The sequence below is a fragment of the Alkalibacterium sp. f15 genome (assembly GCF_049389645.1).
GTDB lineage: Bacteria > Bacillota > Bacilli > Lactobacillales > Carnobacteriaceae_A > Alkalibacterium.
Genome location: NZ_CP186540.1, coordinates 1,376,560 through 1,396,110, shown reverse-complemented (window position 1 = coordinate 1,396,110; position 19,551 = coordinate 1,376,560). Strand labels below are relative to the sequence as shown.

Genomic DNA, 19,551 nt, shown 5'->3' with positions numbered 1-19,551 from the left:
TCAATGATAACAGGTTGGCCGTCTGATGTGGATTATTTTGCACCGGCCAAGCATCGGTGTCAATGTCTCATTCTTTCTCCAAAGGCCATTAAATGAACGGTTCGCTTAACTGCTTTTTCAAGTAAAGCTGGTCCCTGTTCCATCGCTTCGTCCAGAGTCATCGGTGCATCCACGATGGGGACGAGTGCCTGAAGGTTTTCTTCTTCGATGGCTACATGGTCACCCTCGATTTTTCCGGCAAACAAGATCACCGGAACCTCGTATTGTTTTGCTAACCGGCTGATACCGACCGGGACTTTTCCACCGAGCGACTGGCCGTCGAATTTCCCTTCGCCGGTAATGACTAGATCAGCTTGTTTGATCAAGGTTTCCAGCTCCCCTTTTTCGGCCAAGAGTGACAGTCCGCTTTCAAACTGACACGGGAAGAAGGACAAGGCGGCAAAGCCTATCCCACCGGCCGCTCCAGCTCCTTCAGTGTCTCTTTCATCATTCCCGGTCACATGCGTTACCAGTTCCGCATACTTTTTCATGTCCGCGTCATAGTCTGGGAGTTCGCTCTGATTTAATCCTTTTTGTTCGCCGAAAATATAAACGGCGCCCTTTTTGCCAAGCAGGGGGTTGGTGACGTCTGAAGCGATCTGCCAGTTCACCTCATTCACGCGCTTATCAAGATTTGATGCGTCGATCGCATGGATACGGGACAGCTGAACGGGCAGAGTCGGCAGCGGCTGACCACTGCTGTCCATGAATACTACGCCTAACGCCTGCAGGATCCCCACACCTCCGTCAACGGTCGCACTGCCCCCTAAGCCTAAGATGATCGTCTCGGCGCCATATTCGAGCGCCTGCAGGATCTGTTCGCCGACGCCGTGACTGGTGTGATTGCTTGGGTGGAACGTTTCTTTTTTATCATCGGCCTGGATAATACCCGCCCCTTCAGCGACTTCGATCACGGCTGTCTTCTCCTCTTCGGACCATCCCCATTTCCCCATGTAAGGCATCCCATTGACTCCGGTTATGGACCGGGCGATCATTTCCCCGTTCATCACATTGACGAAAGCATCCACTGTGCCTTCGCCGCCATCAGCTATCGGGAAACAGGTCACGGCATGCTCCGGCAAGGCTTCTTTTACGCACTGATTCGCCTGTTCACTCGTCATCGAGCCTTTGAATGAATCGATTGCTGCAAGTATCTTCATAGATTTCCTGACTCCTCTCGTACATTTGATTTCAGTATAGCATAGCTTTCTTTTTGAAAACCGTACATTCGGTGTACTTTCCTACTAATGTAAAAAGCGCAACGAGAAACCGCTGCGCCTCTCTCAAAAGTTATTTCAGCTCTGGCCAATAGTCTTTATTTGCTTCTATCAATGCATCCAACACTTTACGTGCTTTCTTTGCATCGACAACAGTGCGATTCAGCGTTAAGGCCTGTAACGCTTTCGTGTACGAGCCTTCCATATACGCCTCAACAGTTAATCGCTCAAATGCATGCTGGTTTTCAATCAACCCTTTATAGAAGGTGTCGATTTTACCAACTGCATACGGTGCCGGACCATTTGCACCTAAGGAGGCAGCGACTTCTATCATGCTATCCTCCGGAAGGTTTGAGACGATTCCCTCATTCCTCACCATGACAACGAATGTTTTTCTTGAATTATTAGCGATAGAGGCCGCAACTTCTACCATCATATCGCCATGAGCATCGTTGTGTACGACTTTTGAATCTTTCGCTGTTCCATTTGAAACGATACGTCGACACTCTTCGAATACTTTTTTTTCTCTGCCAATGCGTACTTCATCTGTTCGTGTCCAGTCTGGATCAAGTTTCGCCAATTTATACTCAGGATAAAGATAGTATTGCAAGTAGGTGTTCGGCAGATAATCTGGGAAGTCTACTAACATATCTTCAACCATGGCATACGTTTCTAACCATGACTGATCTCTTTGTTCAGCATCAACGGGCCTGAATCCGCCATTTAGAATAATCTCTTTTATTTCGGGTGCACGGTCTTTGCCCGTTTCATCATAAATGTGAGTAAACCATCCGAAGTGATTGAGCCCGAAATACACGGGTTCAAACTTATTCACGTCATGATCGATCAGACTCGCAAACGAGCGTAACAAGTTGACCGGTTGATCACAGATATTTAAAATTTTATCCTCTTTAGGGAATAATTGATCCAGGGCTAATGCGACAATGGCTGCTGGATTAGTGTAATTGAGGATCCAAGCATCTGGACTAAGACGGCGTACATCTTTGACCATCTCTTCCATATCACGGATCGAGCGCAGTCCGTAAGCAAAACCGCCGGCCCCACATGTTTCTTGACCGATGACACCCAAGCTGAGCGGGATTTTTTCGTCTTTTTCCCGCATATCAAATCCGCCTGTACGCATCTGACAGAAAACAAAATCGACATTTTTGAAAGCAACTTCTTTGTCCGTCGTGTAGAGAAATTCTATTTCGGGTGCTTCTTCTTCAAATAAAATTTTCGCGAATTCCCCAATGACTTCTTGTCTCTTTTCATCGATATCGTAAAGGACGATTCGACTGATTGCAAACTCATCTAAGTGTGTTGTCATCGCTTTTAGGATCCCCGGCGTCCACGTGGATCCGCCACCGACGAGTACGATATTATTTTTTCTCATAAATAAACTCCTCTCTCTAGACTTTATGAATTTTTCCTTTCATACATATAATTATCAACAATATTTCTGATTTTTGAAATGCGCCCACCATAAACGATGTGAATGGTATTGTCATCGGGTCTTACTATGCCGTTGGGTTGTGTACGTTTGATGAGACTCTCATCGATCAACTGACTATCTTTAATTTCGACTCGCAAACGGCTGATGCAGTTGTCTACATCTGTGATATTTTGAATACCACCAAGACCATTGATAATATTTTCTGCTGTTGCTCTGTCTGCTTCTGCAACACTTACATTCGTATCGACTTCATCTTCATCTTCGAAATCCGTTTCTCGTCTGCCGATCGTCATGACATTGAATTTGGAGATGATAAACACATACGAGAAGTAATACATCGCGAAGAATATCGGTCCTGCTATCAGATAGATATACCATCTTGTTTCCATTCCTTGAAGCATTCCGAATACTACCCAGTCAATGATCCCTCCTTGAATATTTCCTATTCCTACATTAAGCAATGCGGGTACTAAGAAAGCTAAACCTGCAAAGATAGCATTTACGATCCATAGAATGGGAGAAATAAAGATAAAGGTAAATTCAATCGGTTCTGTGATTCCTGTTAATATGACCGCTGTGACCCCAGCTAAAAAGAATTTCAATACACGGTCTCTTTTTTCAGGTCGAGCCATTTTATACATTGCCAATACAGCAGCTGGCATACCAAAGACCATGTGTAATATTTTACCTTGAGCTAGAAATGCCGTGGCATCCGTTGAGAACGACAGATTATTATCGAGCTGATAAAGGTAGATTTGTAAAGCCCCTACTAAGGATTCTCCGTCTATATTTTCAACTCCACCTAAGGCAGTGAATCTAAATGTTTGATTTAGGATATGATGGAGACCGGTTGGATTGATTATTTTCTCAGTAAAGCCGTACAAGAAAATACCAAACGAGCCACTCTCGCTGATCAGTCCACCCACAGCAATGATCGCCTGGTTGACTAACGGCCATATGAATGCCAATACTATCCCTACAAAAGCCAAAACGATTGCTGCAACGATAGGAACAAAACGCTTGCCACTATAAAAAGTCAGGGATGGATGTAATTCCGTTTCTCTAAATTTATTGTGCAGGAATACGCCCATCAAACCGGCAATAATCCCGCCGATAACATTCGTGTTGTAGACGAATATACCTATAGTGTTCGTAAATAATGAATTTTGTAATGTTGCATCGACTTGACTCAAACCTTCAACATCCATTAAGTGGACGATCGATGTTGTATCAGTCGTGAATCCCTGCACTTGAAGGATGTAGCTCATCCCGATCAACATAGCGATATAACCTACTGCACCCGCATATACGGCTACTTCTTTGTCTCTCTTCACCATGCCTAATGGTATAGACATCGCAAACAATAGTGGAAGATAACCAAACGGCAAGCCCGCAAGTCTACGGATCATCCCGAAAATCTGTTGCAGTGTTTCATTTCCCAAAAATGGGGCTACCTCAATGATGTTTGGATTCTGTAAGGCCGCTGCTAATCCTAGGAATATAGCCATGAACGACAATAAACTAATTGGAAAAAGAAGCGATTTTCCGAAACTCTGGAAATTCTTTTTGAAGTTTGACATTTTAAAACCTCTTTTCTTTTATCGTTGAACGATGATATTCCCTATTTCCTGTGATGCTAATATGAGTTGAGCAGCCTTCTGCTCTTTCACTTCCATAGCCGTTGCTAAATAACTCGATTCAGGAAGCTCTAGTGTGATCGTTTCTTGATGGGGATTGAATAAGCGCAGGAACAATTCGCCCTCTTCTGTTAATTTCGTAGCCGAAACAACGAGACCGTTAAGCTCTAAAGATAAGTGTTTGTCGGTTTTGGCTACCTTGTCTCTCGGATTTATATTGAAGCGATTAAATTCTTTCAATTGATAACCTACGAGTGAGGATAAATATTCTTTTGCCACTTTACTTTCTTCCATGTGTTTATGCCCTACTTCAAACGCAAAGTCGAAGGTGAAAGATTGCCCTAGAAGCTGATTATCCGGTGTCTCTATTTCAATACCAGACGGTCTGCCTGGTCTGTTGATCAATTCACGCTGACCGAGATGAGAAAAGGTTCTGAAAAGAGTCAGATGAAGACAGTCATCGAGCACCTCATATTCTTTTAAGCCTTTCGTATAGACAGTGAATGCCTCATTCTGTTTTTTCAGGGTAATGAAACTTTGCGCCGTTTCTACACTGACTGGCTTTTCTACCCACTTATCGCTTTCCCAAATGCTCAAAGCTTTTTCTAGATAAACCGGTTTAACCTGATTGCTTAAGTAGCCGTCAACTTTTACTTCGTCCGAAATCATTCCTGTTTTCAAGACGACCCTGTATCGATTATCTTTTGTTTTATTTGTGTGATCTACCGTGACATAAACCTTTGAGTCTTCGGCATACATTCTTAGTTTGACCTTGAAACTCACAATTTTATTAGCGTCTTTTTGCTCTCTGAGTTCATGATTTTCTGGAACAGTTAAATCCCAGTCTATTTGCATCTCTTGGTAATGTGTCTGCTCAATTACGGTCGCAGTCATTTCCCCTTCTCCTTGAGTATTGATGATCCAATCGTTCGCAGGTGGCGAATAATCGTAACTATCTCCTGCGTCCCCACTGTTTTCAATAGATAAAACGTTTGAATACTCAGTATCAGTTGCAAGATCTTTATAGTTCAATTGATTATTTTCAATATAAAGTTGACCGAATTGATTGGCTATACTGTTTTGTGTCGTTTTCTCAGGAAGAACCGCTTCGTTTTTCTCTTCATAAGTGAAATAGCGAACACTCAATCCTTCGATTTTACCGATAGGAAGAATAACTTTGGTGCGATATACCGTAATGTCTTGCAGGCGAGCGGCTACTTGTCTATCGATTAATCCAGCGTCTTCTTTCTGCTGAGAAACAATGGAATAGGCTAACGCTTCGCCTTCTTCATCCAAAATGTTGAACCCTTCACTTCGCGTCAGCATCTCGTATTCTACGATCGCATCCTTCTGCTGTTCGGGTATAGGGTTGACAACAACAATTGTCTTTTCACTTTCCTTGTTACCCATCGTGAGTAATCTGAGGTGCAACTCTATCTGCGTGTCTACCATTTCTTTAGCATTCAGCAAGCGCTGCTTTATATCCTGATTCACTTTATCTGAATTGCATCCACCGATACTATCATGTGCATGTGTACCGAATAAGGTTTTGGCGATTTTTTCCACAACACCATGAGGATAAGCAATACCTGCCTGACTTCCGATTACAGCTAGCGGCTCTAAAACATTATAGAGATCATTTTCGATTTCATTATTTAACAGCTTGATATCCATACGTGTTGAGCCAATCGTCCGATGTATACGCGCATGTTTACTATCCGTCAATTCTCCGGTTACGACTTCCAGTTCATCTTTATTTAGATGTTCAACATAGGTCTCAAAGTCACTGATGGCTATATTGTCTTCTGGATACATACGCTGGATCTTGTCCATCACATCATGTATGTTTTTCTGAATGGGCATTTGATCGTGACCATTCATGATGAGTCGTGCGTTGGATGCTGAGTAGTTGTCGAGGACCTTCATGATCTTGTTCATGCGCTCTTTTAATTCCACTGGATCCGACTCAAGATATTTAGCGCCTTGATAACCGGTCGCTAAATTTACTCCGACAACTTCAGACCCATCGATCCCTTTCCATAAGAAGTCCGACTTTTCAGCTTTCAATTCACTAAAGCCTCTCCAAAAGAAAGTCGATCCTATCCCAAACTGTTTATATATTTGCGGCATTTGACTGGCATGACCAAACGTATCCGGTGCATATCCCACTAACATCGGCTGACCAAATTCTCTTGCACGTTTGATACCATAATATAGATTTCTGAATATCGATTCTCCATGTACTAAAAGTAAATCTGTTTGTGTATACCATGGCCCCACTCTTAAATTTCCCTTTTCGATCAACTGCTTTAATCTCGGTTCTGCTTCAGGTTCTAATTCGAGATAATCATCGATCATCACGCTTTGTCCATCTAGAATATAGATCGTATCCGGATGTTCCTCCAAGAATCCCATGACTTCCTGCATGTGATTTCGTAACAGTACTTTCGTTTCATCTTTCGTAAAATACCATTCTCTATCCCAGTGGGTATGCATCAAAATTTTTATATCTCTTTTCATATAATTCTCCTCTTTTTTATTTATCATAAGCACAGTATACCGCTTACATTTCTTGTGGAACTCCAAAGAGAGGGATAATTATCCAAAAAAAAGCGGTTGCTGATTCTTCTGCTAGACCAAACTAACATAAAGTATCAGAAACCGACTAACGTGTCACCGAGCATATTAAAAATATTCCATTTTCAATTGGTTGATTACCTCATTGACCATCAATATCATATGGATCTGTTGCTCTCGAGAAATCCCATCCATCTTGTCTACAGGTACATCGTGATGAAACGAAATTTTACTTCCCAGCATCAGTGATGAGTCTTTCTTTGTTATGGACAAAACGTTCATTTTTACTTTTTGAGCATCGTGCATCAATTGTAAACAACGCTGCGTTTCACCAGAACTAGATAAAATAACTATGCTATAATCTTTAAACTTCTCCACCATTTGTAATTCGGAAACGACAATAGCAGGGATTCCCAAATATAAAAGTTGTCGTGCCATATATTGGGCTGATACGTGGGATGCACCGAGACCAAATAATAGAAGATGATGCCGATTTTTATATACATATTTCACTAATTCATTCGCACTTTGAAAGTCGATCTTATTTAAAATATACTCTGTATTACGAATATGTATCGAGGATTTTGATTTCATTTTTTCTATATCTTCTCTGATGGCATACTTTAACTCACTAAAGCCAGCGAACCCCAGCAATTTACTAGTCCGGTTGATCGTTGCCTGTGATGTGTAGCTTTCTTGGGCAACTTTAATGACTGTTAAACCAGGGATCTTCTTGAAATTTTCTTCTAAATAATCCAGTACAGCCGCTTCACTTTTTGTTACAGATCTATCAAAATTACGCTCTTTTAATTGATGAATAACTCGATACATTTTCTCCACTCCCTTATTTCAATACTTCAGGTTGTAGCACAGTTTTATTTTACTTCAAATGACTCAAAATGGACAAATAACTTAAATCTATTTTCTTTTTTCTGCTCTTATGTGTATACTGTATAAGGGTTTTAGACTGTCTAAAACCGACTGAAACTATTAACAACAAATATTAATATCGGGAGAGATCATTTTGGAAAGAGCTTTAGGTACTGTTGTTCGAGGACTGCGTAGTCCTATCATTAAAGAAGGCGACAATATGGAAAATATTGTTGTGGAAACTGTATTAAATGCGGCTAAATCAGACGGGTACACCTTTATGGACCGTGATATCATCTCAATGACTGAATCCATCGTGGCGCGCGCACAAGGCAATTACGCATCACTTGACGCAATCGCAACGGATATCGGGCATAAATTTAATGGCGAAACCGTCGGCGTTGTTTTCCCTATTTTAAGCCGAAACCGTTTCTCCAATATCTTGAAAGGGATCGCACGCGGTGTCGGTAAAGTTGTCTTGCTACTGAGCTACCCGTCAGATGAAGTGGGCAACCATTTGGTCTCGTTAGATGAACTAGACGAAGCAGGCATCAATCCTTGGTCTGACGTATTGACAGAAGCAGACTTCCGCAAACACTTCGGTTTTAAAAAGCATCACTTTACTGGTGTGGATTATATCGAGTATTACAAATCACTTATTGAAGCTGAAGGCGCAAACTGTGAAGTTATTTTTTCCAACGATGCCAAAATCATTGTCGACTACACAAAAAATGTGCTGGCATGTGATATTCACAGCCGCTCACGCACAAAACGGCTGGTTAAAGCTGCCGGGGCAGAAAAAGTATTCGGCCTTGACGATGTCTTGTCAGAGTCTATGAACGGCAGTGGCTTCAACAGAAAATACGGTTTGCTTGGTTCAAATAAAGCAACTGAAGATTCAATCAAACTCTTTCCGGATAACGGCCAGCCTTTAGTCGAGGCGATCCAAAAACGTTTGAAAGAAGCCACAGGAAAAGTCATTGAAGTCATGATCTATGGTGACGGCGCGTTCAAAGATCCTGTCGGTCAAATCTGGGAATTAGCCGACCCAGTTGTCTCTCCCGCCTACACAATAGGTCTGGAAGGTACACCGAATGAAATGAAATTGAAGTATTTAGCCGATAATAACTTTTCACACTTAAGTGGGGCCGAACTCAAGACAGCCATCACGGATCATATCGTGAACAAGCAGTCGGACCTGGTTGGTCAGATGGAAGCTCAAGGGACCACGCCCAGACGCTTGACCGATTTGATCGGCTCCTTATCCGACCTGACTTCAGGTAGTGGAGATAAAGGCACACCGATCATCCATATCCAAGGCTACTTTGATAACTTCTCAAATTAATTAGATCGAGATACGCAAAAGGTCACAGGAAAATTCCTGTGACCTTTTTTTCGTACTATTTAGTGTCTCATTTGTATCTGCCAAATTGACGACTCTTACAAAAAATGGCTAATTAATGTTTTCTTCCTAATCAACTTCAGGAGTTAGGCTATGTTTTCAACATCTCCTAAATCGTTGATAACTACAAATTCCAAATCTGTAGTTATAGCCAATAATCTTCTTAAAAAAGTACTACCCACACGTCCGAATCCATTAATCGCAATTTTCGCAAACATTTTATTGCTCTATCTCTTGGTTTTATATTAAGTACACCAAAAGTACTGAGTTAGTTTCTTCATACCCTATGTTCAAGTATGTAAGATATTGAATTTTGACACTTCGAGAATAGTAAAAATCTGCAGAGATTTCACTTTTTTATTTTACAGTTGAAAACTCATTCTCAACACCTATCTGTCTTATTAAACCTTTTCTTTGTGTTAAGTTATCCTGGTTTCTAATTTCAATCTTCGCAATGACATAACCGACAACCAGAAACATTTCAACTAGTCCGAATGCTAACAAAAAGTTATGCATGAAAAATTCAGCGGGTAATACCAAAATTATAGGATCGGTAGCAGGATTGAATAGCCATGCATCATTATTGAAAAACGTCTGATGAAATAGTAAAAATAATGCATCAAAACGAATAATGATAGTAACTATAATTGTCAGTGACAGAAGTATTCCAAATTGAAAGTACAAAAGAAAACTTTTGTACAGTTTCTTGTTTTTTGCATACACCAGAAAAAAGAATGTCCCTGTTCCTGAAATTGTAAGAATCAAGTAATTCAGTAAAAATAATTTTTTCACTTCCAAAAAATGAAATAACCCACTATTTGAACTCGGGAAATCCGGCATGTCTAGTTCAGAAATCCAAGGTGAGTTCAAATAATCAAGTAGAATCCGATAATTTGCTAAAATTTGTTCTCTTGGTATGTCTACATATGTCGAAATATTTAGATAATTAATATCAAATGCATATAAAGGAATAAAGTTGATCGTAATAGTGATTGATAAAGACAAAACGAAAAATGAGATTAAAATAAATCCTGAAATTTTTATAATTCTTTGCTTCAACGATGTCCTCATCTTTCGTTACGTCTTACTTTTGATTTCAATTCGTACACTTCTTCTTTTAGCTGTTTATTTTCTTTTTCTAATGAATTATTGTTTGTTTGATCACTTTCTGTATGCGCATGTCTACCATGCATACCTGGCATAAAATACATCATAAGTATATGTCCTACAAGCATAACGACGATAAATATAACTGTTTCCATGTTCATTCCTCCTAAATTAACGACTATATATAAAATGGATACCATAATAGAAAACTACAGAAATGATAAAACTTATAGCTATGATTCCATAGACTAATGTATTACTTAAGATGACTTCTTCGTCATTAGAGATTACACTATTCGTATTTTTATTTCTCATGAAGAATAAGAGAAGTATACCTAAGGCTACAATCACTAAACTCATAACATGAGCAATGCTTAACGAGCCAAATGCCTGAGGATTCGATCTAAAGAACTCTACAATAAACCTGTTGAAAGCAAATCCTATTATATATATAAAGAATAACTCTCCATCAAATTTAGCATTTTGTCTTCTTTTCCATATGATTAAAAATAACATAAAGTTTAATGCCACTTCATAAAGCTGAGCTGGATGAAGTAATTCACCACCTACCATTACACCCCATGGCCAATTTTGACTCATCGGTATGCCAAAAACATCACAGCCAACTCGACCGATAGCTTGACCTAAAATCACTCCCGGAACGAGGGTATCTGCTGTTTTCCAAATAGGCATTTTTTTCTTTTTCATATACCAGAACGCAAACGTCCCACCTATGAGAATCGCACCCTGAATAGATAATCCTCCTTGCGTGATTTTAAATATATCCAGAGGATTCTCTAAATAATGGTCCAAATTAAAAAACAGTATGTAACCTAATCTAGCACCTAAAATTCCAAACAGGACCGTATACATCCCTAAATCCATCAACTTATCTTTATCTAGCCGTTTACGCTCCCCTTCCTTTTGTACGAGCAGCAAGCCAATAATCATGCCTAATGCACTGGTTACGCTTAGCAAATAAATACCGAAATGACCAATACTAAAAAGTTCTACCATATGAATAATCTCCTTAATAATCTATTTAATATAGTAATGTAAATATTTGAAGATCGAGCTAAATGATCAATTCATTTAATAATCATTATGTAAAAAACAAAGAACCTATTATTTTATGTTTTTTTCATTTCCATTCATCCTCCTGTTATTCTATAAAAATAGTATATAACAGAATTATGGAGAAGATATGGAGCTGGATGTCTTCATCGCTTGCAGAACCAATTGCTTATTTGTGAAATTTGAAAAACTGCTGCCGTTAGTGAATTTGAAATCACTAACGGCAGCAGTTTTAAAGGCTTGTTAAAATAATCATATGCTTAACGTTGTCCATCTCGTATCTCGCTGACGTCATATATAGACTTTTTCATTTGTTTTAAAGAACCTATTCTTTAATGACTGATCACTCAGGCTGATTTTCACGTTCATGAATATCAAAAGGCGAGTAGTAACCTTGATATTCCACTAGCGTCATCATCCCACCAGCTGAATGGTTAAGGTCATGGCAATGGAATGCCCACGCCCCCGGATTATCCGCCTGGAACATGATTTCAATGAACTCTCCCGGTTCGACGTTGATCATGTCTTTGACTATGGGGTTATCTAATTTCTCGCCATTTATTGCTATGATTTGAAAATAGTGACCATGCAAGTGCATTGGATGGTCGAACTGACTCTCATTAATTAATGTTGCCTTGATGATATCATCCTCTTCAACTTCGATCGACTCTGTATCAGGGAAAACTTCGTCATTGATTGTAAATGTGCTATTGCCCATGCCCATTCCCATACCGGCACCTAAAAACATATCATATTCGATATCAGGGGTTGGTATCTCTTCAAAAATCGGATCCATATATACCGATCCATTTTCTGACTCTTCTTCACCGATCTCTACCGTTTCTTTCTGATCATCATCCGCTTTTTTGGGTAATACATTTATTACCATATCTTCAGCAGCTTCAGTGTTAACTACACTTTCTATTTGCCATTCTGCTGTATTATCGATCTTGATTTCTATATCAATACGTTCAGAAGGCGTTATTTCTAAAGGACCCGAGCCATAATTTGTGTTGTAGATAGGGTTGCCGTCGATCTCGACCACACGATACGGTTCTCCATTAAATCTTAGCAGATGTTTGCGATAGCCGGCATTAACAAATCTCAATCGGATCACTTCACCTTCATAGACTTCAATCGGTTCGATATATTGCCCTATTTTACCATTCACGGTATAGGTGCCATACAACATGTCCGTGTCCCTTTCGCCGCTGGATCCCCCCATCATTCCGCCCATCATCCCACCTGAACTATTCCGTCCCATATTCCATTCATCAAGTATAAGCGTGTATTCAGAATCATACACCTTATTGTTGGGTTCAACGATAAAGGCTCCATATAATCCCTTATCCACTTGTTCAGCACTGTTTTGATGCGAGTGATACCAATATGTTCCGGGATTATCTGCTGAGAATTCATACGTGAAAATATCGCCAGGCTGCACGCCGTCTTGTGTGACCCCTGCAACGCCATCCATTTTATTGGGTAAGGTTACACCATGAAAATGGATGGTAACTGGTTCGCTGAGTTCATTTTTCAAATGAACTCGAACAAGATCACCTTCCTGAACCCGAATTTCTTCTCCTGGTACAGTCCCATTATAGGTCCAGACATTCGCCACTGTGTTGCCACCAAAGTCCCACTCTGATTCTTTGGCAACAATGTCGAACTCTTTTACATTACCGCTTTTCTCAGGATCTGGAATATCAAGGATACTGATGCCCTCTTCCACAGATGTATCGCTTGTTTCATCAGTCTGTTCACATCCCGAAAGAATAATAATAGAGACTAACATTAGTATAAAGGTAATTATATATTTAACTTTCATTTGTCTCCCCTCCAAAATACTCATCCACCTGATCACTATCCTCATCTACTTCTTAGGTTTTCTATATATACTTAAAAAGCCGCTGAAATGCATCATACGGCTTTTTAATCTTTCCTCTTTTATCGACAATAGATATTGTTCACTATTCTATTATGATAATACTTAGAATGAAATCGTCAAGAAATTAGCTTTTAGTTAAATTCATTCAAGTCTATCGTTTACTTAACGGGATTCAAAATAATCGTCTGAGTCTATCTGAACTGCCGTATTTTTATTGATGCATGCCGCCCATTCCTCTATAGTTACTGCTTCGAGAAGAGCCACCTGTCCCATGCATTCCTTTGTAATGTTCTCTGAGTTGCTGATTGTTTAAATCGGGATGCATTTCACTTATATACGATTTCATTTGTCCAAAGTTGACTACGCCATTTTCCATAACCAGCTCCATATCTTCAAATCCGTCTGCATCCATCATCTCTGATCTTTGGTTAACACCAATGGCTTGCTCTTGGATTACTGAATCTTGATTTGAAGTATCTTCTTCCGCAATCTGAGATATTCCTAATCCACCGGTAACCGCTAAAACGCCTGATAAAACTCCACTAAATAAATTCATTTCTAATCAATCTCCTTTTTTTATCTTTTCTTTATAATTGAATAATACCTTTTAGTTATGGATATTTTATGGATTTTTATTATTGGAATGATTTATTGGATACATTTTACAAACTATTACTTCTCGAGTTCCTCGATCTACCTTTAGACAAGCTTTTATTCTGGTAAAAGAGTGGATCAGTTTGAACCTTCTGCAGACATATTATCTTGATTTGTCTATTATTTCTTATTTATTAGGTTTGATTTTCAATTTTCTGAAAATCGTGAAAACTAAATCTTCTTTTTCTTCAATAGACAAGCCTGCTTTGTTGATGTTTTCCAGTGTTCTACGGTTGATATTTGCTCCCCATGTATTAACCGTTACAGGATTAATAATGTCCATCATTTTTCCGACCACTGCATTTTCGCTTCTCATATGTTCCAACATAATAATTTTACCATCGGGTTTGCAGACCCTGCTGATTTCTTGTAGTCCTTTTACAGGATCGGGTACGGAACAAAATACACAAGTGGCCACGACATAATCAAAGGTATTATCAGGAAAGTCCATCTCCTGTGCATTCATCTCAATTAGACTGACTTGATAAGGTAAATCAAGAGCTGCCATTTTTTCTTCCGCCTTCTTAAGCATTCCCGGACTGAAATCTATACCAGTCAGATGAACTTCTGGAGGGTAAAACGGCAAATTTGCACCAGTCCCGATACCTACTTCCAGGACCTTCCCTGATACATTTTTCAGTAGATCTTGTCTCCAGCTATCCTTTATCATCTTATCCATCGAATCATATACCCCTGAAATCCGATTGTACCGGTTCTTGATCTTGCTAGTTGATTTTTGTCTCATATCAAGCTCCCCTTAGTAATTGAATACGATGGTTGTTAGTTTTTGATTCTATAAAATTCATACCCAAGCAAATACACTCTTTAAGATTGACCCTAAAGGTAGTGTCTGCTTATGATATCAATTTTGAGTCCTATGTCTTCTCGTTCAGCGTCTATTATATGAGAGTGAAATGCTTTTATAGTCATCTTTCGACTTATCGTTTACATGCGTAATCTTATGTTACGCATTAAGCTTACATTTGTAAACGTTGATTGTCAAATGTTTTATATCTTCGCAATTATCACTCTGATATGCGCTTTAAACCATTAAGTGTCTCTCCGGTGGATATACCTTTAGAAAAAAATGTATTCCAAAACATAGCCATTCGTCCAGCACATATAATTATTTCATTAATAAAAAACGACCTCAAAAGGTAGATTACACTCTATCATTTGAGGTCGTTACATATTCTATTTTCAAAATTTACTGGAAGGAGAAAGTTAAACTGATTACTCTTCCGGAGCTTCCAATTCGTCCTCAGTCATCCACATATGATTGGTTACTCTTTCGCCATCTGTAGTCGCATCATAATCGACAGCGTAAATAGTTCCATTATAAACTTCTTCAACTATGGCAGTAGCCCCTTGCATACCTGCCATATGTTCGGCATCCAGAACTACTTCATCGCCAGCCTCGGCTACATCTGTTCCCTCTTCCAAGTCTTCCTGTATGACCCAACGGTGATTGGTCACTCTTTCTTCACCTGTAGTCGGCGTATAACTTACTTCATAAACGGTTGTGTCGAATGCGCCCACTATCGTAGCTTCTGCCCCTTCCATTCCTGGCATGTGTGCCGCCGTAATGATGGCCGTGCTTCCTTCAGGGAATGCAGGCTCTTCCGCTTTTTTCAAATCGGTTGGGATTTCTCCGTCATGGTCCATTTCTGCCATTTCATCCATTTCGTCGATTTCGTCATTTTCGTCCATTTCGTCCATTTCAGTCATTTCATCTTGGTTAGCATCCTCTTCGGCAACATTCATCTCTGTATTCGAATCATTTGTCTCAGTGGTATCGCTGGTATCTGTACACCCCATCAAGATAAACGTTGTACTTAATCCTAATAATATTAATTTTTTCATTCTAATTTCCACTACTTTCTTTTTTTATTTATTTTAAATTATATTTCCCTGTATGTTTTATTGTTTTATAGGAAGGATTACCGTGAACACGGAGCCTTTTCCTTCATCACTCTCGACTTTGATTTTACCGTGATGGGCATCTATGATACTTTTAACGACTGCCAGTCCGAGTCCCTGACCCTCGATCTTGGTATTTCTTGAAGGCTCAACCTGATAAAAACGATTAAAGATCTGTTGCTGGTTCTCTTTGCTTATGCCTTTACCGGTATCTGAAACGGACAGATGACAAAATCCATCCACTGCTTTCACGTCAACCGTGATTTCCCCTTTTTCAGGCGTGAACTTGATCGCGTTCGTAATGAGATTGGTGATGACCTGACTGATCTGGCTGATATCCGCTTCGATCCGAAGAGGGTGTCCGTTTACAGTCAACTCAATATCTTTCTCCATCGCCCGCTGCTCATAAATCGTTGCGATTTTACCGACACGCTTGGTCAGGTCAAATGTCTCAAGTTTCAGCTCATTGTGCTGATACTGGACATCATCGATATGATCGATCTTTTCAATCAGCTGCGATAAGCGTTTCACTTCCAATCCGATCAGGGAGAGCCGCTCTGTGGTCATCGGCCAGACGCCATCCATCATGGCTTCAATGTTTCCCTGCAAGGTGGTCAAAGGAGTTCGGACTTCATGAGCCAGATCAGAAACGAGCTGATTCCGCATCGTCTGCTGCATGGCTAACTGATCCGCAAGCGTATTGACATTGGTCTGCAGTTTATTCAGTTCTTCTATCGGTTCAGGGTACTCAAGTCGCCTGCTATAATCCCCTTCAGCAATGGCTTCCGTCAAATCGCTTGTTTCTATGATCGGCTTACTCAAACGTTTGGACAGCAAATAGGCGGCTACCGCTGCTGCGATGATCGAAACAACAGCGATAATGGCAAGCATGTTAAGCATATCGCTAATAAACTGCTGTTCATGATTGGAATAATTCGGTACACCGGGGTACTGCAACTCTGCTGTCCCAATAGGTATTTCATCCGCATATAAATCTATCGTTTCCGTCAGGATATCTCCGTCCGTCTCCAGCATCGCATTACCATTTCCGTGCATCATGCGGCGACCATCTGACATCATCCCTACTTCAGGCACGATTTCTTCTCCTGAAGGGGTAACGATCGTAAACATGATTTGAGACTGCATCCCAGTCCAGTTGATGCCCGCCAGCGCATCCGTGTTCCACTCACCGTATTCGACGTAGCTTTCTTCCAGCTGGTCGACAAGCGTCTCGCGTGACTGCACGAATCGGTCACTGAGGTAATGATCAAACTGATTTTCCGTGAGTTGAAACGTTAGAAAGCTGAATAAAAAGATGAAAAGCGCACCTCCAGTTAGAAACAGTATAAACAGCTTTCTAAATAGTGTGGTCTTCATCTTTTTTACCTCCAAACCGATAACCGACACCGTGGACCGTCAAAATAAACATTGGTTCTTTCGGATCAGCTTCAATCTTTGCTCTTAGATTTTTGATATGCGAGTCAATCACGCGGTCCATCGCTGATGCTTCCAGCCCCTTCACTGATTCCAGTAAGTGTTCGCGCGAAAAAGCCTGTTGGGGATATTCAGCCATCAGTTTAAGCAGTTGAAATTCAGTATGCGTCAAGTTGATAACTCTATCGTCCGCTTCGACTTCCAGACGTTCAGGATAAACAATCAAACGGTTCTGATTAAAGGACCATCTGGTTTCGTTTTCTCTTGAAAAACCTGACCGCCTGTAGACAGCTTCCATGCGTGCAATCAACTCTTTGGGACTGAAGGGTTTTTTGATATAATCATCCGCCCCCATGTTCAGTCCTTTCAGCACATCTTGTTCCGTTGATTTGGCAGTAAGCAGTATGATGGGCACCGCAGATGTCTCTCTGACCTGCTGGCAGACTTCCCATCCTGATAAATCAGGCAGCATGATGTCTAGAATAATGAAATCGATATCTTCATTCTCAACGATCTGGAGTGCCTGCTGACCTGTTTCAGCCCGACTTACGCGATAATTTTTCGTATTCAAATAGGCTTCAATGATATCCAATATCGACTGTTCATCATCGACAATTAATACATGCATAGGCTCACCTCAAATCGTTATAAATTTTCTCTAAAATTATACTACCACTGATGAGCTGATTTACCAAAAATGACCTTCCTGGAAAGGTCATTTTGTTGGTTTCTTTTATTCTTCTGAATCCTCGAATGGACGATTGTTTTGGCGGCGTTCGTTTCTGAAGGATTCACGTTCTTCTCTCAGTTCATCGCGCTCTTTCAGTGTTTCTTCATCCCATTCCGGATGCATCGCTCCAAAATGCTCGCTTCTCAATGCGTCGTGTTCTTCAAACCATGCTTCAAGTTCTTCTTCACTCATATCTGGATCGAAGTTCTTGAACTGTTCTTTTCTGAATGCCTCGCGTTCTTCAAACGACTCTTCATCCCACTCTGGATGCATCGCTCCAAAACGCTCGCTTCTCAATGCGTCATGTTCTTCAAACCACGCTGCAAATTCTTCTTCATTCATATCTGGGTCAAAATTTTCGAATTGCTCTTCTCTGAATGCTTCACGTTCTTCTAGCCATTCGTCATCTTGGAACTGTTGTGCTCCGTGACCATGGCCGTAGCCATTGCCCGGAACGCTACCGCCATGCATGCCTTGGCCCATATGTCCTTGACCTGAACGGTTAAATGGTCCAGATCCAGGCTGGAATTCTCCGTCTGCATTTTCGCCCCTGTTAAATCCCTGGAACCCTTGACCCATGCGCTCTTGCATCCAACCAAACACACCTGACTCCTCTGCTGAAGCATCCACTGTATTTTCTTCAGCAGCTGCAAAATCAGTGTTTAAAGCGGCCAAACCCCCTAATCCCAATACACCTACTGTTAATATAGTTACTTTTTTGTTCATCATTTTGAATTCCTCCTTTACTTCTTAATCAAAGTATAAAAGGTAGTTGTGGAGAAATAATGGATTCGAATTTTAAATTCAAATTTCTTTCAACTGACCGTCGCTGGTTAGTTCCAGGGTCAAATCCGCCTTGGCGGAATGTGATAAAACCAGTTCAGCATTGATTTTGTCGGTTTGCTCGTAATGGTTCACCGCTTCTGCTGGAGTAGCCCCACCCAATTGTTTTCTGTCGATCAATCGGTCCTCTATATTCGAGAGACCGGTTTGAATGAATAAGGTGTAATCACAGTACTCTGTCAGTTCATTCCAACCCTCTTTTTCCAGAAGCAAATAATTCCCTTCGATCAGCACGATATCGGCATTCACCGAGATTGTTTCTTTCGAGACATCATGTAACGCCCGATCATAGGTTGGCCAGTTGACATGCTGATGTTGTGTGAGAGCTTCGATTTTCTCCTTCAGCGCGGTTAGATTGAATGATTCGGGTATTCCTTTGTATTTCTTTAAAAGGTCTTCTCTGCCGTTTCTAATGACCGTGTGCTGATTCAAGTAGTCATTGTCGTGATGAAACCCGTCCATCGCGATCGACTGGAACGTATACGGGTATCCCTGTTCCTTGTATAGGTCTTCCAGGAATAAAGATAAGATCGTCTTGCCGGCCCCGGGAGGTGCAGCTAAATACACGATCACACGCGCGTTCTTTTCTTTCCTGAACATAACAAGTTTTTCAAGTAAGGGTTTGAAGATCTCATTGACTTCTTTTTCTGTATACGTCACATCGATCAGATGACCGGTCACTTTATACTGCGTATGAATCATC

The 19,551-nt window shown here is 40.6% G+C and carries 18 protein-coding genes; 1 reads left to right on the top strand and 17 read right to left on the bottom strand.

All coding sequences use genetic code 11. The annotated features are described in order from the left end of the window. Nucleotides 1-59: 59 nt before the first annotated feature. From ACO1PF_RS06915 to ACO1PF_RS06895, 5 genes are all read right to left on the bottom strand, one after another. Nucleotides 60-1,199: a glycerate kinase gene (locus ACO1PF_RS06915; protein WP_423188341.1), complete on the bottom strand. Its 1,140-nt coding sequence runs from the start codon at nucleotides 1,197-1,199 to the stop codon at nucleotides 60-62. Between the two features lie 130 nt (nucleotides 1,200-1,329). Further along, nucleotides 1,330-2,652 (bottom strand): 6-phospho-alpha-glucosidase, encoded by a 1,323-nt coding sequence (locus ACO1PF_RS06910; protein ID WP_423188340.1) that lies wholly within the window; start codon nucleotides 2,650-2,652, stop codon nucleotides 1,330-1,332. Nucleotides 2,653-2,675: 23 nt separating this feature from the next. Beyond that, a complete protein-coding gene (locus ACO1PF_RS06905; protein ID WP_423188339.1) occupies nucleotides 2,676-4,292 on the bottom strand; it encodes a PTS transporter subunit EIIC in 1,617 nt (538 codons plus the stop codon). Nucleotides 4,293-4,310: 18 nt separating this feature from the next. After that, a complete protein-coding gene (locus tag ACO1PF_RS06900) occupies nucleotides 4,311-6,869 on the bottom strand; it encodes a hypothetical protein (protein ID WP_423188338.1) in 2,559 nt (852 codons plus the stop codon). Nucleotides 6,870-7,034: 165 nt separating this feature from the next. Beyond that, nucleotides 7,035-7,757, bottom strand: a complete 723-nt coding sequence (locus tag ACO1PF_RS06895; RefSeq protein ID WP_423188337.1) for a MurR/RpiR family transcriptional regulator — start codon at nucleotides 7,755-7,757, stop codon at nucleotides 7,035-7,037. 193 nt (nucleotides 7,758-7,950) lie between these two features. Here ACO1PF_RS06895 and ACO1PF_RS06890 point away from each other — a divergent pair, with 193 nt between their 5' ends. Further along, nucleotides 7,951-9,141: a coenzyme F420-0:L-glutamate ligase gene (locus ACO1PF_RS06890; RefSeq protein ID WP_423188336.1), complete on the top strand. Its 1,191-nt coding sequence runs from the start codon at nucleotides 7,951-7,953 to the stop codon at nucleotides 9,139-9,141. Between the two features lie 143 nt (nucleotides 9,142-9,284). Here ACO1PF_RS06890 and ACO1PF_RS06885 read toward each other — a convergent pair whose 3' ends face one another. The 12 genes from ACO1PF_RS06885 to ACO1PF_RS06830 all read right to left on the bottom strand — a co-directional run bounded on the left by ACO1PF_RS06885 (nucleotide 9,285) and on the right by ACO1PF_RS06830 (nucleotide 19,550). After that, a complete protein-coding gene (locus ACO1PF_RS06885) occupies nucleotides 9,285-9,416 on the bottom strand; it encodes a glyceraldehyde 3-phosphate dehydrogenase NAD-binding domain-containing protein (protein WP_423188335.1) in 132 nt (43 codons plus the stop codon). Between the two features lie 139 nt (nucleotides 9,417-9,555). Further along, entirely contained in the window at nucleotides 9,556-10,257 is a 702-nt protein-coding gene (locus tag ACO1PF_RS06880; RefSeq protein WP_423188334.1) for a TIGR01906 family membrane protein, read from the bottom strand. Between the two features lie 8 nt (nucleotides 10,258-10,265). Then, a complete protein-coding gene (locus tag ACO1PF_RS06875; RefSeq protein WP_423188333.1) occupies nucleotides 10,266-10,460 on the bottom strand; it encodes an adhesion protein in 195 nt (64 codons plus the stop codon). Between the two features lie 16 nt (nucleotides 10,461-10,476). Next, nucleotides 10,477-11,322, bottom strand: coding sequence for a prolipoprotein diacylglyceryl transferase (gene lgt, locus ACO1PF_RS06870; protein ID WP_423188332.1), 846 nt, complete (start codon nucleotides 11,320-11,322; stop codon nucleotides 10,477-10,479). Between the two features lie 400 nt (nucleotides 11,323-11,722). After that, complete coding sequence (locus ACO1PF_RS06865; protein ID WP_423188331.1) at nucleotides 11,723-13,207, bottom strand: multicopper oxidase family protein; 1,485 nt, start codon at nucleotides 13,205-13,207, stop codon at nucleotides 11,723-11,725. A 271-nt stretch (nucleotides 13,208-13,478) separates the two neighbouring features. Then, nucleotides 13,479-13,823 (bottom strand): hypothetical protein, encoded by a 345-nt coding sequence (locus tag ACO1PF_RS06860; protein WP_423188330.1) that lies wholly within the window; start codon nucleotides 13,821-13,823, stop codon nucleotides 13,479-13,481. 225 nt (nucleotides 13,824-14,048) lie between these two features. Further along, the gene (locus tag ACO1PF_RS06855) at nucleotides 14,049-14,666 is read right to left on the bottom strand and encodes a class I SAM-dependent methyltransferase (RefSeq protein WP_423188329.1); all 618 of its coding nucleotides are present in this window, start codon (nucleotides 14,664-14,666) and stop codon (nucleotides 14,049-14,051) included. 488 nt (nucleotides 14,667-15,154) lie between these two features. After that, entirely contained in the window at nucleotides 15,155-15,784 is a 630-nt protein-coding gene (locus ACO1PF_RS06850; RefSeq protein ID WP_423188328.1) for a DUF1541 domain-containing protein, read from the bottom strand. Nucleotides 15,785-15,841: 57 nt separating this feature from the next. Beyond that, complete coding sequence (locus ACO1PF_RS06845; RefSeq protein WP_423188327.1) at nucleotides 15,842-17,218, bottom strand: sensor histidine kinase; 1,377 nt, start codon at nucleotides 17,216-17,218, stop codon at nucleotides 15,842-15,844. Next, complete coding sequence (locus ACO1PF_RS06840; protein ID WP_423188326.1) at nucleotides 17,199-17,903, bottom strand: response regulator transcription factor; 705 nt, start codon at nucleotides 17,901-17,903, stop codon at nucleotides 17,199-17,201. Before ACO1PF_RS06840 ends, ACO1PF_RS06845 begins: the two co-directional genes overlap by 20 nt. 105 nt (nucleotides 17,904-18,008) lie before the next feature. Beyond that, nucleotides 18,009-18,734 carry a hypothetical protein gene (locus ACO1PF_RS06835; protein ID WP_423188325.1) on the bottom strand — a complete coding sequence of 242 codons (726 nt, stop codon included), beginning with the start codon at nucleotides 18,732-18,734 and terminating at the stop codon, nucleotides 18,009-18,011. A gap of 75 nt (nucleotides 18,735-18,809) precedes the next feature. Beyond that, the gene (locus ACO1PF_RS06830; protein WP_423188324.1) at nucleotides 18,810-19,550 is read right to left on the bottom strand and encodes a nucleoside/nucleotide kinase family protein; all 741 of its coding nucleotides are present in this window, start codon (nucleotides 19,548-19,550) and stop codon (nucleotides 18,810-18,812) included. Nucleotide 19,551: the final 1 nt, after the last annotated feature.

What these genes read in the sequence shown, in the direction of transcription:
- ACO1PF_RS06885 (WP_423188335.1), bottom strand. Translation starts at nt 9,416, where the DNA reads ATGTTTGCGAAAATTGCGATTAATGGATTCGGACGTGTGGGTAGTACT.
- ACO1PF_RS06900 (WP_423188338.1), bottom strand. Translation starts at nt 6,869, where the DNA reads ATGAAAAGAGATATAAAAATTTTGATGCATACCCACTGGGATAGAGAA.
- ACO1PF_RS06865 (WP_423188331.1), bottom strand. Translation starts at nt 13,207, where the DNA reads ATGAAAGTTAAATATATAATTACCTTTATACTAATGTTAGTCTCTATT.
- ACO1PF_RS06875 (WP_423188333.1), bottom strand. Translation starts at nt 10,460, where the DNA reads ATGGAAACAGTTATATTTATCGTCGTTATGCTTGTAGGACATATACTT.
- ACO1PF_RS06830 (WP_423188324.1), bottom strand. Translation starts at nt 19,550, where the DNA reads ATGATTCATACGCAGTATAAAGTGACCGGTCATCTGATCGATGTGACG.
- ACO1PF_RS06915 (WP_423188341.1), bottom strand. Translation starts at nt 1,199, where the DNA reads ATGAAGATACTTGCAGCAATCGATTCATTCAAAGGCTCGATGACGAGT.
- ACO1PF_RS06905 (WP_423188339.1), bottom strand. Translation starts at nt 4,292, where the DNA reads ATGTCAAACTTCAAAAAGAATTTCCAGAGTTTCGGAAAATCGCTTCTT.
- ACO1PF_RS06860 (WP_423188330.1), bottom strand. Translation starts at nt 13,823, where the DNA reads ATGAATTTATTTAGTGGAGTTTTATCAGGCGTTTTAGCGGTTACCGGT.
- ACO1PF_RS06840 (WP_423188326.1), bottom strand. Translation starts at nt 17,903, where the DNA reads ATGCATGTATTAATTGTCGATGATGAACAGTCGATATTGGATATCATT.
- lgt (WP_423188332.1), bottom strand. Translation starts at nt 11,322, where the DNA reads ATGGTAGAACTTTTTAGTATTGGTCATTTCGGTATTTATTTGCTAAGC.
- ACO1PF_RS06845 (WP_423188327.1), bottom strand. Translation starts at nt 17,218, where the DNA reads ATGAAGACCACACTATTTAGAAAGCTGTTTATACTGTTTCTAACTGGA.
- ACO1PF_RS06910 (WP_423188340.1), bottom strand. Translation starts at nt 2,652, where the DNA reads ATGAGAAAAAATAATATCGTACTCGTCGGTGGCGGATCCACGTGGACG.
- ACO1PF_RS06895 (WP_423188337.1), bottom strand. Translation starts at nt 7,757, where the DNA reads ATGTATCGAGTTATTCATCAATTAAAAGAGCGTAATTTTGATAGATCT.
- ACO1PF_RS06850 (WP_423188328.1), bottom strand. Translation starts at nt 15,784, where the DNA reads ATGAAAAAATTAATATTATTAGGATTAAGTACAACGTTTATCTTGATG.
- ACO1PF_RS06855 (WP_423188329.1), bottom strand. Translation starts at nt 14,666, where the DNA reads ATGAGACAAAAATCAACTAGCAAGATCAAGAACCGGTACAATCGGATT.
- ACO1PF_RS06835 (WP_423188325.1), bottom strand. Translation starts at nt 18,734, where the DNA reads ATGATGAACAAAAAAGTAACTATATTAACAGTAGGTGTATTGGGATTA.